Source organism: Spirosoma flavum (genome assembly GCF_042686045.1).
In the GTDB taxonomy this organism is placed as follows: Bacteria; Bacteroidota; Bacteroidia; order Cytophagales; family Spirosomataceae; genus Spirosoma; species Spirosoma flavum.
In genome coordinates, this window is sequence record NZ_JBHUOM010000001.1 from 978534 (window position 1) to 993136 (window position 14603).

Consider the following 14603-nt stretch of genomic DNA (forward strand, 5'->3'; position numbering starts at 1 on the left):
CCGGGAATTTTAACTAATGAATAATGTTGACTGAAGACCGGGTAACCGGAGCGATAAAAAAGGGATAATTAACTCTCGAAGCGACGCTATTTACATTTCGTCGCTCCGGTTACCCCGTCTTCAGTCAGCGTTCTTTTTTTTATTGCCTGCAAGTTACGAAAACCCAACGGATGTCCCAGAACCAACTCTCTATTCTCATTGCCGACGAAATGCACCCGTCGCTCTTTGCTATGCTCGATCAAGCGGGCTTTCACTACGATTATCAGCCCAAAATTACACGCGATGAGCTGCTAACCGCCCTTTCTCCCTTTGATGGTCTTATTATCCGAAGCAAGACCAGCGTTAATGAGGAGTTATTAGCGCTGGCACCAAAGCTGCGTTTTATTGGCCGGGCGGGCGCTGGGCTTGATTTAATTGATCTCGATGCTGCGAAACGGCGGGGTATCCGGGTTTTTCACGCGGGTGAAGGCAACCGCGACGCCGTAGCTGAACATACGGTTGGCATGCTGTTGGCTTTACTGGCGAATATTTTGAAAGCAGACCGTGAGGTGCGCCAGGATATTTGGGATCGGGAAGGTAATCGGGGGTACGAACTTGGTAGCCTCACGGTTGGTCTTATTGGTTATGGTAACAACGGTCATGCTACGGCCCAGCGACTTAGTGGATTTGGCTGCCGGGTACTGGCCTATGATAAATTCCTGACGAACTACGGCGACGCTTTTGCCAAAGAAGCTACGCTGGACGAAATTAAAACCGAAGCGGATGTTCTAAGTCTGCACGTTCCACTAACCGACGAGACACGAATGTTCATCAATGACACCTTCATTGGTCAATTCGGTAAGCCGTTCTACTTGATAAATATTGCGCGGGGCGAAATTGTATCGCTGTCGGCAGTGGTAAATGGGTTGAAAAGCGGAAAAATTCGTGGAGCTTGTTTAGATGTGCTGGAAAACGAAAAGTTGGCGAAACTCACCCCCGACCAGCAGCTTTCATTCGATTATCTTCGTCAATCAGACCGGGTTGTGCTAACTCCCCACATTGCTGGCTGGACCCACGAAAGCTATGTTAGAATTAATGAAGTGCTGGTAAGACAGTTGCTGAAATAAATAGCTGATCTGTAGTGCCTTAAGGCTCCTATGCGTCAGCGATGTATATATGAACAAGGACATCCAATAAGGGTCGTCAGGTAGTGCCGGCACATCGTAGTCCGGCAATACCTGGCGACTCTTATTTAGTTACCGTGAAGTTAGCACTGGTGCAGGTTGTACCCGCTTCATTTGTCAGGCAGATTTGCCCGGTCGTGGCTCCGGTCGGAACCGTCACTCTAATGGTTGCTCCTTCCAGCACAAACTTAGCGGCTACCGATGCGCCATTGCCAAACCGAATTTCCTGAACGGATGATAAATTTAGACCGGTCAAAACAACGTCGTCCCCAACCTTGCCCGATTTAGGGGTGAAATCTGCGTTTGCAACAACCCGTAGTATGGTGAACGACGCCGTTGTGGTCGCATCATTCGTTGAATTAACCACCTTCAAAGGACCGGTTTGGGCATCTGCCGGGACCAGAACCCATCGTTCAGTATCTTCATTTTTGCCGCCATCGACGGCGGCTGTAGCCGATCCGGTGAAGAAAATCTGAGCATTTAGTAAAAAGTTGCCCTGTATAACCACGAGATCGCCGGGTCGCGCTTTCAGTGGAACGATGTCCGAAACAACCGCTTTCAGAATAATAACGAGTGGTGCCGAGGCTGTACCCGCCCGACTAGTAACCGTAACCGGTCCACTAACTGCCGTTGCGGGAATGCCAACGAGCAGGTCGAAACCCTCATTGCGACTAGTGATAGGTACGGAAATGCCACTGATAGTAACCCCGGTAATTCGGTAGAGATTCTTGCCCGAAATGGTAAGCGGTCGTCCTGGAAATTGCCGGGCCGGACTAAGGACGAGGTTGGAGGGCGCTACGTAAAAAAAGAACGGATCGGTAGCCGTCGTGTTGCCGCCAATGCCGCTGGCCGTTACGGACACTTGCCCCGACGAAGGCAACGCAGGGACAATGGCTTCGATTTGCGTATCGCTAAGCAATCGAAATGTTACCGGGATTGTACCAATAGATATAGTTGATACTTCGCTCAGATTTCTGCCCTCCACCAGTAATTTATCGCCCGCAATGCCGTCCTGGGCAACAAGATGCGTGATAAAGGGCGGCTGGAAAATCTTTACCGTATCGGTACTGGTTGCTACTAACACATCGAAAACCTTGACTGTTACTAAACCTGTCGTTGCTGTTGCTGGAATCGTTGTGCGAATCTCGGTATCTTTAATAGTCGTTAGATTTTTGTCGGTGGCCAGGCCATTGATGCTTACAATGCCATCTGTCAAGTTCTTGCCCTGAATGACCAACTCGGCACCGGGTTTTGTTTTCAACGGGCCAACACTTGTAATCTGGGGTGTTCCGGCAACGACAAACTTAGTCACTACTATGCCTGCCAACGTCTCCACAACCAGTGCCTGCGGACCTCGTGGCACGTTAGCCGGTATAACAATGGTAATTTTTTGGGCAGAACTATCTTTTACTACGGCATCGATATTGTCGAACCGGATTCGTTTAATCTGATTAAGGTAATCGCCTGTTATAGCCACCTCTGTACCTTGAAGCCCATTTGCGGGCGTAACGGCTGTTACAATAGGTGCCGGTTGCAAAACGGTGAACGGTAATGGGTCTGAAGTGCCCTCTTTGGTTTGGACACGAATTTGGGTTTTACCGGGAAGTACACGCGGTACCACTAATTGAATAGTAGTTTCATCATGACTACCAATTGGGGCTGTAACTGCCGATGCCGCCATGCCAAATGTAACAGTTGGGTCAGTGCCAAACTGATAACCAGTCAGCGTAATGCTCTGGTTTACAAGTGCTTGTGGGGCTGATAACTTGGTTAATTCTGGTGGACTATGCTGAACACGGCAACTGAATAAGCCAAGAAGTACAGTAAAAAAGAAGAAAAGTAATAATGTTGATTTCATAAATGGCAACGGGAATTTGCACTCCGGTGCATAATCAATTGGTAAAATTAGTCAATTTGAACGTCTAAAAACCATTTCTGCCGAAAGCCTGTTAGAAGTAAGGAGGAGTGATTAATATAGACTGGGTTGCCCGTGCGGTGAAGAATAGTCAACATTTACTGTAGCCTATATTCTTTAATAAATTACTTTCACCCCACGGATGGCCACATCAATATTTGCCATTCTGCATTATTCATTAAGAATCAGCGAATGAACTACCGCAGCCTGAAATCATCAAAATTACTAACAATCTCTACGCTTGGCGAACTCAAAGCCGCTGGGTATGAAACCCGCTCAATTAAGCAGGAATTGCGGGAAAATCTGATTGACCGAATTAAGGAAAAAGAAGTTGTTTTTCCGGGTATATGGGGATACGAAGATACGGTTATTCCTGATGTAGAACGGGCTATTCTGTCCATGCATCACATCAATTTATTAGGGTTGCGTGGTCAGGCTAAAACCCGTATCGCCCGGCTGATGGTCAACTTGTTAGACGAGTATATTCCCGTGGTAGCCGGGTCAGAATTAAACGATGATCCGCTGCAACCTCTCTCGCGTTTTGCCCTCGATCTGATTGCCGAACATGGTGACCAGACGCCTGTTTCGTGGATGCATCGCAGCGATCGTTATACCGAGAAACTCGCTACACCCGATGTGTCGGTAGCCGACCTTATTGGCGACGTGGACCCTATTAAAGCGGCCACGCTCAAATTGCCTTACTCCGACGAGCGAACCATTCACTTCGGGCTGATTCCACGGTCGCACCGGTGTATTTTTGTTATTAACGAGTTGCCCGATTTGCAAGCCCGAATCCAGGTCTCCCTGTTTAATATTTTGCAGGAAGGCGACATCCAGATTCGTGGGTTTAAACTCCGGTTGCCACTCGATATTCAGTTTGTATTTACGGCCAATCCAGAAGATTATACAAACCGGGGAAGCATTGTAACGCCCTTGAAAGACCGGATTGACTCGCAGATTGTGACTCACTATCCGAAATCCATTGAAATCGGGAAGAAGATTACGATGCAGGAAGCGGTTGTTAAGACCGAGCAGAAAGGCATGGTACAGACCAACGACTTAATTGCTGATCTTATTGAACAGATTGCGGTTGAGGCCCGCGAGAGTGAGTACGTCGATTCTAAAAGCGGGGTATCTGCCCGGATGACTATTTCGGCTTACGAAAACCTGCTTTCCTCGGCTGAACGTCGGGCATTGATCAACGGCGAAAAAGAAACGTATGTTCGTGTTTCTGACTTGTACGGCGTGGTTCCTGCCATTTGTGGCAAGGTCGAACTGGTGTATGAAGGGGAGGTTGAAGGCCCGGTTATTGTGGCACAAAATCTGATTGGCAAAGCCATCCGCAACCAGTTTTTAGCTTATTTCCCGAATCCTGAAAAGGCCAAGAAAGATAAGCGCGGTAACCTCTACAAGAAAATTACGGATTGGTTTGGCGACAATAACACGATGGAGATCCTAAACGATCTAACCAACCGTGACTATGAGGCCCGACTTCGCACCATTGACGGCCTCGACGATGTGGTTGACCAACTTCACCCGCGCCTGAGCAAAGGTGAAAAACTGTTTATGATGGAATTTGCTCTGCACGGTTTGGCAGAGCATTCATTGGTTGGCAAAAAAGCAATGGATACGGGTTTGTCATTTAAAGATCTACTTGGCTCCATGTTCAACCCCAACAGTAATTTTGGAGAAGAGGAGGAAGAGGAAGACGACGATCAATTTTAGACTAGTAAAGTGAATTAAATACATCATAGAAGTAATTTAATTCCTTAGTTAAGGGCATTGATTGATACCATTATGGTAGCAGTCAATGCCCTTTTTATGCTAAGCCAATAGCATTAATGAATGTTTAACAGGCTCTTAATACCGATTCTATATGAAAAGGCTTCCTTTGACACAACGTAATTAATCGCTCTGAAATGAGGGAGTTAAATTTGATGTGCGCTATCAATCGACGATTATTTTTACAGGCAACCGTAGGCACCGTTTCGGCTGGGTTGCTGTTTTCCTGTCATAAGACTACCGATGCAACGCCCACGCCCACTGTATTGCCCCTGCGTTTTGCCGTGGCGTCGGATGGGCACCTAGGCGAACCGTTCACTACGTCGGACCAGTTTTATACCGACCTGCTGGCTGCTCTAACCCGCGAACATAAATCGTCGCCATTACAGTTTATTGTTATTAATGGCGATCTGGTTCACGAGGGTAACAATAATCTACTGCCAAGAGCAAAAGCCTATTTGGATACATTGCCTGTGCCGTACTATGTAACGCGCGGCAATCATGACCGGGTGAGCGTCAGTGACTGGCAGCAACTCTGGGGTTATGACACGAACCATGTTGTTGAACGTGATAACGCTACCCTTATTTTGCTCGACACATCCAACGAAGCAGGCGACACACTTTGTGGCGATGATGTGTGGCTTCGGCAAACCCTAAAAACGGTACGCTCGACTGTCCCCGTGTTTTTGTTTATGCATATTCCGTTTATTCATAACATTCAGGGTACAGATATTTGTGGCAATATTGTGTCCGTTCTAACCGATTTTCCAGCTGTCCGGGCAGTATTTCACGGACATGACCACACAAAGGATCAGAGCATTTTTTATCAGCGGTCGGCTTTGCTATTCGATGCCCATTTTGGTAGTAGCTGGGGTACCGCCTACCGGGGCTATCGAATTGTGGAACAGGCTGGCCAGACACTCAGCACGTACCAATACGATTTTATCAATCAGAAACAGATTAATAGCCTGATATTCTAAATCTGGGAGTTATCATGGCTTCTCTGGCGTATGCCCTCACTACAGACCATGCATCAGCCCAGTTAGTCAAGAATTACAGCTGTGCCGTTAGCACTGACCATGAGCATGGCACCACTTCCTCCAATGGTTTGGTAATCTAAATCGACACCAATAACGGCGGTAGCTCCCAGCCGCGTGGCCTGATCGATCATTTCTTTGAGAGCAATACTTTTAGCTTCCCGCAGAGCCTGTACATACGCTCCTGAGTGACCGCCAACTACATCACGGATTGGAGAGAAAAAATCTTTAACAAGGTTGGCACCAATAATGGCCTCACCGTTGACCAACCCTACATATTTTGTAATACGTTTGCCTTCAATATTAGAGGTAGTGGTTACGAGCATAAGAAGAAATTATAAAGGTAAAAATCGGTTCGCCGTAGCACGGGGCGGTCGTGCGGTTGTAAAGTTATACAGATGTGCGATTGAATAGACATTGGACTTGAAATCACTACCGCGAACAGCATTAGAACTTATTTTGGTGCCATTTCCAACTCAATAATCGTGTCAATAGCCTCGTTTGACGGGGCGCTGGCTAATGTGAGTACAATACCTTCTGGCGACTGTACAACCTTCACCGGACTCTTATCCGCAAATAATTTGGCTGAGCGGATTTTGCCAGAGATAGCAGGTAGCGTCAGTTGGCGGTCTGGCCAGTCGAGCAGATGGACAAACACCCGATTCCCCACGGCTGTTGTAACCCCCCAGTTGTGGGCTGAAATGGGTCCGCCACGTGTGCCATAAATTGTTTCGCCATTTTTCTGCATCCACTGACCTATTTCGCCGAGTGTCTTTACAAATTCCGGCTGGATTTTACCATTCGGCATTGGCCCTACATTGAGCAGGAAGTTAGCATTGTGGCCCGCTGCTTTCACCAGATAATGCACCAGATCTTTTGTACTTTTATAGTTATCGTCCTTGATATTGAAACCCCATGCGCCGTTCATGGTTTCGCAGGTTTCGAGGGGTAATTGGCCAATAACTGATTCACCACTGAAACCGGTGTGATTTTGGCCTGGCAAATCTTTTTCAAACATTTGAAAATCCTCACCTGGAAATGGGGCCACATGGTGATTATTGCCAATCAGGGCGGCTGGCTGAAGTTTATGAATGAGTGAGTACGTTCGGTCAAGCTTCCAATCGACCACTGTTTTGTGTGGATCTTGTTTGTCGTTGGCCGATTGGTCCCACCATCCGTCGAACCAGATACCAGCAATGGGACCATAGTTGGTCAGTAACTCGCTCAGTTGCGTATCCATATAGGTTAGGTACCTGTCGAAGTTGCCACTGGCTGGCCGGCCGGCGGTTTGGCCTGTCCGGCCACGCGGGTAATAGTCGGGGTGGTGCCAGTCGAGGTGGGAATGATAGAAAAATAGCTTGATACCTTGTGCCCGACATTCATCGGCGAGGGCTTTCAACACATCTTTTTTGTAAGGCGTCCGATCAACGATGTCGTAGTCTGAAACTTTTGAATCGTACATCGCAAATCCGTCGTGGTGTTTGCTCGTTATGGTGATGTACTTCATGCCCGCATTTTTGGCCATCGTGACCCATTCTTTCGCATCGAAGGCCGTCGGGTTGAAAAACGCTGGTATTTTTTCGTAGTCCTTAATGGGAATCTGACGTTGGTTCATAACCCACTCACCATCACCCAAGACGCTATAAACACCCCAATGAATAAATAGTCCAAACTTATTGTCCTGAAACACTTTCCGAGCCGCCAGATTTTCGGCACTGGGCTGATAGTCAGTTTGGGCAGCTGCTGAAACAGTCAGACAAACAAGAAAAAACAGTAGAAGACGCATAGACGACATACTCGTGATTTATTAGAAAAGATGACTTCTATTTTTTTTATTTATTGATTCTCTGTGCGGATCATCCACAAATTATTGAGAGGATTCGTGTAACTAGTTAAGGAACTTACTTTATTTGCGTACCAATGTAAAACTGAACCTGATTAATTTCCTCTTACAACCATAAAAAAATGAAAAATCTGTGCCCGTCCCGCCTGTTAGCCTGGTCCTTATTAGTAACTATTCCTTTATGGTTTAGCAGTTGCAAGAAAAGTGACGACCCTACTACAACAACGCCAACCACTACCGTTGAAGGGAGCTATAAAGTAAACGCGCTCAAAGTAAGCCCGAAGGTGGGTGGACTATATGAAGATTTGTTGGCTGCTGCCCCGTTAATATTAACGACTACCTGCCTAAGTGACATTACGTTGACGTTTCAAACGGGCGGATCTATTACAACCGACAATCCAACCACCTGTCAGAAAAGTACTATACCCCCTAGCACGATTACTGGTATTGATGCTTCGAGTAAATGGGCACTTAGTGGTAACATACTAACGATTACAAAAACGGATGGTACAAAAACTAATTATACCGTTCTGAGTTCGGGCACTATATTACAGCTACAATGGCAGGATAGTCAGGATTATCTGAGTACGGGTACAAAGGTTGCGTACACCTATACTATGGATTTGAAAAAACAGTAATTCTAAAAACCGGCTCAGTAATGAGCCGGTTTTTTTATACGATATTATGACCGTTTGCTAATCATAAGTTACCACTTACTCAACACTCTTTCAGTCGTGTTAGCCTAGATAATAGTTTCGAACCGAATATTTATCTTTATACGCTATTCACAATGGAAAACAGGAATATAAGCCGCTTAATAGCCTGGGTATTGGTTGCGGCAATGCCACTTTGGTTTGGGAGTTGTAAGAAAGGCAGCGATGATACTGTAACGCCAACAACATCATCTGTTCAGGGAAGCTGGAAAATATCAGGCTACAAAATTGATCCCGGTGTTGATTTCTCGGGGACTGGCCAGAAAAGCAATGATCTTCTGGCTTACTTCAAATCGTTGCCTAATGGCATTGGGAATGACATAGCTGATTGCCTGACCAGCACGACAATTACGTTTAATGCGAATGGAAAGATTACCGGAACCCCCGGCGCTAAATGCACAGCATCGACCGATATGAATCCAGTTGAGGATAACTCAACCTGGAAATTAGATGGTAATAAATTGACAATTACCAGTGGTAGTGACGTATCTACTTATGATACAGTTATTAGCGGGAATACCCTGAAAATGAGTGAAAACCAGCTGGAGGATTATGATGGCGATGGTAAAGAAGAAACGTACACGGTTACGTTAGAGTTGACGAAAGTCTAATTAACTCAAACGTTATAAAAAAATGACTCGCTTTTTAGCGAGTCATTTTTTTATGTTTCCTCCACGCATTCCTGCAACGTAGCAATGTATCTTTCCAGGTATAGCGGAGCGTCTTTTGATTTGTACTGCAAAATGTAGCGTGGATGATCGAGGGTGACGATGCGATCGAAAAATCCCTGCTGGTCGTTGAGTCGGCGTAAATATGTTTCGTTTTTACGGCCTAAACACACCGCTACCCGCCTGTTATACCCAAAATTAAGCTGCGTTTTTACTTCGTGCGTAATGGCTGGCCATAGGGCTTCGGTTGTCGCCCGGTCGTCATAAAAATTGTAATTTTTGTTATCCTTCGTTAGGGCTAATGGAAAGAGGGAAGTTAGAAAAAACTGGCTGTAAAACTCTTTTGCTCCACCAAATGCTTCGACAATCCGATAGATAAATCGACTTGATAATTCGGGGGTATCACGCAGGTCGTTATCAATGCCGCAGTACCGGCGCAGGTTCTGGGGCGTCGTAAATGAAATTCCCGTTACGCCCGCGCCAAACCGACCGGGATTAATGCCCAGCACAAATACTCGTGGCTTGTTATCGTCGAAAAATTTAGTGTAGAACTCCTCAACGATTTGCTGAACGGCCGGTTTTGGGAATGGATTCATGACACCTATATCTGGCGGCAGATTGGCGGGTGCAGCAAGTGCATTATAGTAAGCAATGGCTTTGTTGGCGAAGGTGGTCATCAACGCGAAAAGTAAGTATAACAAACTAACGAAATCTCACCAATAATTTGCTCAGCTTCTTCCATCGGAACCCCTTCGACAAATATTGATATGAGGAAAGGTTCGGCCCGCCGTCCCGATTTTGCGTAAACAATGCCCGAATCCCCTCTAACATAGGTTAATGAGCCTGTTTTATGGGCAACGACTGTACTTTTTGGAAGTAATCTCGGAATGCATAGTGTATCAGCATTTTGCTTTAAAATTTCAATCATCTGGTTGCAAAGTTCAGGCGTGGCAACCTGATGTCGATAAACTTTTTCCAGCAGCCTGTTCATATCCTGCGCCGAGACGAAATTGTCGCGTCCCTGTTGCGCTGATATCGTGTCCATCATCACCCGGTTGAGTTGACTTTTGGTTAAGCCAATTGTCCGTATTCGTTGATTAATGGTTTCTCGACCAAGTTTGCTAATGATTATGTTGGTGGCCGTATTATCACTGCGTACCATCATCAACCGAAGTAACTCACGATAACTAACGCGGCTCTGGTCAGGATACGTTTGTAACACGCCCGAACCGCCTACTTTTTCGGCATCGGTTAGTACATGAATCTCGTCAAGGTTCAGCTTCCCGACTTTGACGCGCTCCATTGTTTCGAGCATGATTGGTAGCTTAATAACGCTGGCCGATGGTACACGCTCATCGGCGCGGTGGTTAACAAGTATACCGTTACGGCCCAGCGATTGTACTGCTAAGCTCACTCTTGTAGTGGGTGGTAAGCGGTGTAAATAAGCCGTCAGTGAATCGCTTTGCGATTGACTCCGTGCGGTGATTGTCATACCGAAAAGCAAAAACAAAGTCGGGATGATGGTCCCGACTTTGTTTTTACGATTTATAAATTTCAGTTCGTAATTCATAGTTTGTACAAAACTAAACGAATTAGAACATGCCAAACCGAAAGCTAAAAACTATTTAATATTCTTCCGGCGGTTACGTTGGAAATCCTCAAACATCATGTTTCCCAGACCTTGCAAACCGCTGTAATAGGCCCGGCCATTGTTAACCTTGGTAAACTCCTGCACGAACTGTTTCAGGTATGGGTCGGAGGCAATCATGAATGTCGTGATTGGAATCTCCAGTCGGCGGGCCTGGGCGGCTAACGTCAGTGTTTTGCTAACCACTTTACGATCCAGTCCGAACGAGTTTTTATAGTACTTAATACCTTCTTTCAGACAGGTCGGTTTCCCGTCTGTAATCATGAAAATCTGTTTATTCTTATTCTTCCGCCGACGCAGCAAGTCCATTGCCAGTTCCAATCCGGCCACCGTGTTCGTATGGTACGGACCAACTTCCAGGTAGGGGAGTTCTTTGGCCTGAATTTGCCAGGCATCGTTACCAAAGACCACAATATCGAGTGTGTCTTTCGGATATTTCATTTTGATCAACTCAACCAGCGCAAGAGCTACTTTTTTGGCTGGCGTAATGCGGTCTTCGCCGTACAAAATCATCGAGTGGCTAATGTCGATCATTAGCACCGTCGAGGTTTGCGATTTCTGCTCTTTCTCCGTCACTTCAAGGTCGCGCTCCATGAGCCTGAACTCCTCCACACCGCTATTGATCTGAGCGTTTTTGATGGATTCGGTCATTGAAATCTGCTCCAGTGAATCGCCAAATTGATACGAACGGAGGTCGCTGCTCAGCTCGTCACCAGTGCCGGTAAAGGGCGTTTTGTGATTTCCCCCCGACTTAGATCGTTTGAGTTTGCCAAATATTTCTTCGAGTGCCGCCCGCCGAATCGTCTGTTCGCTTTTTGGCGTCATCACGATTTTTCCTTCCTGATTTTCTTCCGTCAGGTAGCCTTTTTCTTTGAGTTCGTCAAAGAAATTGCCGATGCCGTATTTATCGTCAGTCAGGCTATATTGCCGGTCAAGCTGGCTCATCCACGCCATAGCCTGCTCCACATCGCCGGAGGTTAACAGCAACAGTTGCTGGAAAATATTCAGCAGTTGATCAAACTTATTGCCTTCCTTTTGTTCGGGCGGTATGTAATCAGAAAATTGAAAGCCTTTCATTGGTGAAGTTGTTAAAAGCTATCCGAATTGCCCAATCCCCTAAAAAGGGTTTTTGCCTGTCTTAGAGCTAGTTAAGACCCTTTTTAGGGGGCAGGGGTAATTCCATGCTAAGTAAAAGATGATTTTCAGCCTATTTTTATTTGTAAAAACAGGTGCTGAACGGTTTCTGAGTATGCTAAAAGAACAGTAGGTTTCGCAGATTTGTTCGTCTGTTTAAGTGTCTTCTGAATTCAGCGGAGCATCCCGGGATATCACATTACTTTTTCACAATCGGCAATCGAATCTGCGACGGGTATTGGGCCGAGTGAAGCACTTGATTATGAGCGATTACACCTTTCGACTCGCTGTAATTATTGCCTCCTGTATTCATGTTACGGTCAAAACGGGGAAAATTACTGCTCGATATTTCAACCCGAACGCTATGTCCCGGCGCAAAATAATTACTCGTTGCCATAGGGCTCAGGGTGAGTTTATACACTTTCCCTTTATCCATCCATACTTCTTTGTCGAACCCTTCGCGATAGCGGGCACGCAGAATGGTTTCGTCCAGATTATAGGCTTTCCCGTCTGGATAAACATCAACCAATTTAACCGTAAAATCAGTATCTTTTGCATCCGACGAAACGTAGAGGGTTGTTTCTATAGACCCGGTTAGTTCAACACCATTGGCGAAAGGCTCGGTGGTGTACACCAGAATATCCTGCCGTGTTTCCATCTGGTGCTGATCGTAAGCTCCTCCCTGAATCGCTGTTCCGGTACAGCAAACATTGCCACCATACGATGGAACGGGAAACGCAGGGTCGTAGGCAAAGGCATCGACTTTTTCGTCTTTACCCACGGCTTTCGTGGTAAGCTTTCCGTCGCCATATAGGCTGTTGGCACGTCCGCCACTGGAAAGATAATAGGATGTCATTTCGGACGTAGCCGGTGGCCATGTGTCCGAACTCTGCCACTTGTTGGACCCCATTGTGTAGTATTTGACACGAGGTGTCGTTTTCAGTACATCATTGGGTTCACCCTTGAGCCAATAATCAAACCAGCCATAAATCATGCCGTCGTAGTCCAGGCGAGCATCACCAACACTACGCTCGCCAACAATGGTGTTTTCGCTCGCTCGTTTGTAGGCGCAATGCAATGTAGGGGCAATCACCAGGTATTGGCCGTCACGGACCTGGGCATCGGTTCCATTTTTACGAACGTGATTGAACAACGCCAAATTTGGGCCGTTCGAAACGTCATACCAGGATACAAACCAATAACTGGGAACACCAAAAGGCATGTTGTCATGATAAAGTCCACCTTTATACCACTCAGGGTCATTCGGTTTGCGAACAATCATCTTCTCGTAAACCCCTTTCTGGCCGTTTGCATTTTTGATGATGTCCTGAACGGGCAGGTAGCGCAATCCCTGTGCCCAATCAACTTTAGGCATCTCGGGGGCTAAGTCATAAAAGCGCGATACGCGGGTTAAATCCTCACTGGTGGCCGTTTTTTGAAAAAGTGGCCGGGCAAAGGCATCGACCTGAGTGCCATATAACCAGGTCGTAAAAAGCATCTGTTGAGCACCGCCCCGGTACCAGTTGCCCTGCTCCATAAACGGACCGACACGGCCAACGCCCGCACCAAATCCCATGGGCACCATCGCTGCGTGTGCTGGGTGATCTAAAGCGGCAACCGCCATTTGCCATTCCGCGGTAGATGAGCAGCCCAGCGTTCCAATCTTTCCATTCGACCACGGTTGTTTAACCATCCACGAAAATGCATCGTAGCCATCGGTCGTTGGTGGTCCGAGAATATCCCATTCGCCTTCCGAAAAGAACTTGCCACGTTCGTTTTGTACGACGTATGCGTAACCCCGTTTTACGGCTTCAAGAGCTTCTTTGTACGAGTTTTGGCGCATTTCTCCATCACCCCAGCTATTGAAATTATAGGGTGTTTTGGAAAAAACGATTGGTACCGGTTTATCCGTTTTGGGGCGATAAATGTCCGTTGCCAACCGAGCACCATCGCGCATAGGCATCATAACTTTTTGCTCAATGGTCGCAATTCCCTGTAGTTGTTTGAGTACATCTTCCTGAGCATAGGCATAATTGGTGAGGCCCAAGACGATAGCAAATACCAGTCTTGAGAAAGAGGAGTGGTTTTTCATTACCAGTTTAGTAAAGATGAGAAGTAGTGAAGTAGCAAATTTATGGGCATAAAACAAAACAGCATAGCCCTTCTGAGCTATGCTGTTTTGCTGCCAACCTATTACAGGAGCAGTGCTTCCTGAAAGCCAGTAAGCTATCTGTTTAACTAATGGCTCATTGAAATATTAACGACCAACGGTTATATGGTTATTTTTGTGGTGTTTTTTCACGTGAAGATCGCTTTCTGAACCAGTTGATTTCAACTCATTTAGATGCGGAATTTTATAGTTCCAATTACTCAGGTTGTTGTGAGGTGTATACGGCAAGGTAACACTGCCAACTGGCTTCGTAGTAGACAAATGGGTTTTGTAATTCGCCAATTTCGTGTCACTAAATGTCATCTTTTTAACCCACACCTCATCCTTGTTTTCCCAACGAAGAGCAGCAGCGGCCAGGTTTGGCTGTTTATAGTTGTTGACCGAATAAATGGGGTTGTTAAGTGGCTTGAGTGACTCAGCATTTGGGTAATTGTTTGAATGGGCTTGTACAGCCGCAGGAAGAAAGCTCATACTAATGAGCAGAACGTTTAGCGCTTTCATGGTTGTTTCTGAAGTTTGTTGTTGAACGA

13 protein-coding genes are annotated in these 14603 nt (G+C 46.3%); 5 read left to right on the top strand and 8 right to left on the bottom strand.

The features are described 5' to 3' along the window. The first annotated feature begins 170 nt into the window (after positions 1-170). Positions 171-1106 carry a 2-hydroxyacid dehydrogenase gene (locus ACFS25_RS03945; RefSeq protein WP_381497101.1) on the top strand — a complete coding sequence of 312 codons (936 nt, stop codon included), beginning with the start codon at positions 171-173 and terminating at the stop codon, positions 1104-1106. Between the two features lie 121 nt (positions 1107-1227). On the opposite strand, the gene ACFS25_RS03950 is transcribed toward ACFS25_RS03945, so the two are convergent. Continuing rightward, positions 1228-3021 (bottom strand): IPT/TIG domain-containing protein, encoded by a 1794-nt coding sequence (locus ACFS25_RS03950; protein WP_381497102.1) that lies wholly within the window; start codon positions 3019-3021, stop codon positions 1228-1230. Positions 3022-3270: 249 nt separating this feature from the next. Here ACFS25_RS03950 and ACFS25_RS03955 point away from each other — a divergent pair, with 249 nt between their 5' ends. After that, positions 3271-4803 (top strand): P-loop NTPase family protein, encoded by a 1533-nt coding sequence (locus ACFS25_RS03955; protein ID WP_381497103.1) that lies wholly within the window; start codon positions 3271-3273, stop codon positions 4801-4803. Between the two features lie 194 nt (positions 4804-4997). Further along, entirely contained in the window at positions 4998-5840 is an 843-nt protein-coding gene (locus ACFS25_RS03960) for a metallophosphoesterase family protein (protein ID WP_381497104.1), read from the top strand. A 62-nt stretch (positions 5841-5902) separates the two neighbouring features. Here ACFS25_RS03960 and ACFS25_RS03965 read toward each other — a convergent pair whose 3' ends face one another. Both ACFS25_RS03965 and ACFS25_RS03970 read right to left on the bottom strand, forming a co-directional pair. Further along, positions 5903-6223, bottom strand: a complete 321-nt coding sequence (locus tag ACFS25_RS03965) for a heavy metal-binding domain-containing protein (protein WP_381497105.1) — start codon at positions 6221-6223, stop codon at positions 5903-5905. A 128-nt stretch (positions 6224-6351) separates the two neighbouring features. Continuing rightward, complete coding sequence (locus tag ACFS25_RS03970) at positions 6352-7683, bottom strand: alpha-L-fucosidase (protein ID WP_381497106.1); 1332 nt, start codon at positions 7681-7683, stop codon at positions 6352-6354. Positions 7684-7862: 179 nt separating this feature from the next. On the opposite strand from ACFS25_RS03970, the gene ACFS25_RS03975 reads away from it, so the two are divergent. Both ACFS25_RS03975 and ACFS25_RS03980 read left to right on the top strand, forming a co-directional pair. Beyond that, complete coding sequence (locus ACFS25_RS03975; RefSeq protein ID WP_381497107.1) at positions 7863-8378, top strand: lipocalin family protein; 516 nt, start codon at positions 7863-7865, stop codon at positions 8376-8378. 152 nt (positions 8379-8530) lie between these two features. Next, on the top strand, positions 8531-9064 hold the full coding sequence (locus ACFS25_RS03980) for a lipocalin-like domain-containing protein (protein WP_381497108.1): 534 nt from the start codon (positions 8531-8533) through the stop codon (positions 9062-9064). A 50-nt stretch (positions 9065-9114) separates the two neighbouring features. Here ACFS25_RS03980 and ACFS25_RS03985 read toward each other — a convergent pair whose 3' ends face one another. The 5 genes from ACFS25_RS03985 to ACFS25_RS04005 all read right to left on the bottom strand — a co-directional run bounded on the left by ACFS25_RS03985 (position 9115) and on the right by ACFS25_RS04005 (position 14574). Continuing rightward, positions 9115-9798, bottom strand: coding sequence for a uracil-DNA glycosylase family protein (locus ACFS25_RS03985; protein WP_381497109.1), 684 nt, complete (start codon positions 9796-9798; stop codon positions 9115-9117). Beyond that, entirely contained in the window at positions 9798-10691 is an 894-nt protein-coding gene (locus ACFS25_RS03990; RefSeq protein WP_381497110.1) for a serine hydrolase, read from the bottom strand. The genes ACFS25_RS03985 and ACFS25_RS03990 overlap by 1 nt, the downstream gene beginning before the upstream one ends. A 51-nt stretch (positions 10692-10742) precedes the next feature. Beyond that, a complete protein-coding gene (locus ACFS25_RS03995; protein ID WP_381497111.1) occupies positions 10743-11846 on the bottom strand; it encodes a vWA domain-containing protein in 1104 nt (367 codons plus the stop codon). A 256-nt stretch (positions 11847-12102) separates the two neighbouring features. Beyond that, on the bottom strand, positions 12103-13995 hold the full coding sequence (locus tag ACFS25_RS04000) for a CocE/NonD family hydrolase (RefSeq protein ID WP_381497112.1): 1893 nt from the start codon (positions 13993-13995) through the stop codon (positions 12103-12105). A 165-nt stretch (positions 13996-14160) separates the two neighbouring features. Continuing rightward, entirely contained in the window at positions 14161-14574 is a 414-nt protein-coding gene (locus ACFS25_RS04005; protein WP_381497113.1) for a hypothetical protein, read from the bottom strand. Between the last annotated feature and the right edge of the window lie 29 nt (positions 14575-14603).

Coding starts and splice junctions, on each gene's coding strand:
- ACFS25_RS03960 (WP_381497104.1), top strand. CDS start 4,998: ATGAGGGAGTTAAATTTGATGTGCGCTATCAATCGACGATTATTTTTA.
- ACFS25_RS03945 (WP_381497101.1), top strand. CDS start 171: ATGTCCCAGAACCAACTCTCTATTCTCATTGCCGACGAAATGCACCCG.
- ACFS25_RS03955 (WP_381497103.1), top strand. CDS start 3,271: ATGAACTACCGCAGCCTGAAATCATCAAAATTACTAACAATCTCTACG.
- ACFS25_RS04000 (WP_381497112.1), bottom strand. CDS start 13,995: ATGAAAAACCACTCCTCTTTCTCAAGACTGGTATTTGCTATCGTCTTG.
- ACFS25_RS03980 (WP_381497108.1), top strand. CDS start 8,531: ATGGAAAACAGGAATATAAGCCGCTTAATAGCCTGGGTATTGGTTGCG.
- ACFS25_RS03950 (WP_381497102.1), bottom strand. CDS start 3,021: ATGAAATCAACATTATTACTTTTCTTCTTTTTTACTGTACTTCTTGGC.
- ACFS25_RS03985 (WP_381497109.1), bottom strand. CDS start 9,798: ATGACCACCTTCGCCAACAAAGCCATTGCTTACTATAATGCACTTGCT.
- ACFS25_RS03975 (WP_381497107.1), top strand. CDS start 7,863: ATGAAAAATCTGTGCCCGTCCCGCCTGTTAGCCTGGTCCTTATTAGTA.
- ACFS25_RS03995 (WP_381497111.1), bottom strand. CDS start 11,846: ATGAAAGGCTTTCAATTTTCTGATTACATACCGCCCGAACAAAAGGAA.
- ACFS25_RS03970 (WP_381497106.1), bottom strand. CDS start 7,683: ATGCGTCTTCTACTGTTTTTTCTTGTTTGTCTGACTGTTTCAGCAGCT.
- ACFS25_RS04005 (WP_381497113.1), bottom strand. CDS start 14,574: ATGAAAGCGCTAAACGTTCTGCTCATTAGTATGAGCTTTCTTCCTGCG.
- ACFS25_RS03990 (WP_381497110.1), bottom strand. CDS start 10,691: ATGAATTACGAACTGAAATTTATAAATCGTAAAAACAAAGTCGGGACC.
- ACFS25_RS03965 (WP_381497105.1), bottom strand. CDS start 6,223: ATGCTCGTAACCACTACCTCTAATATTGAAGGCAAACGTATTACAAAA.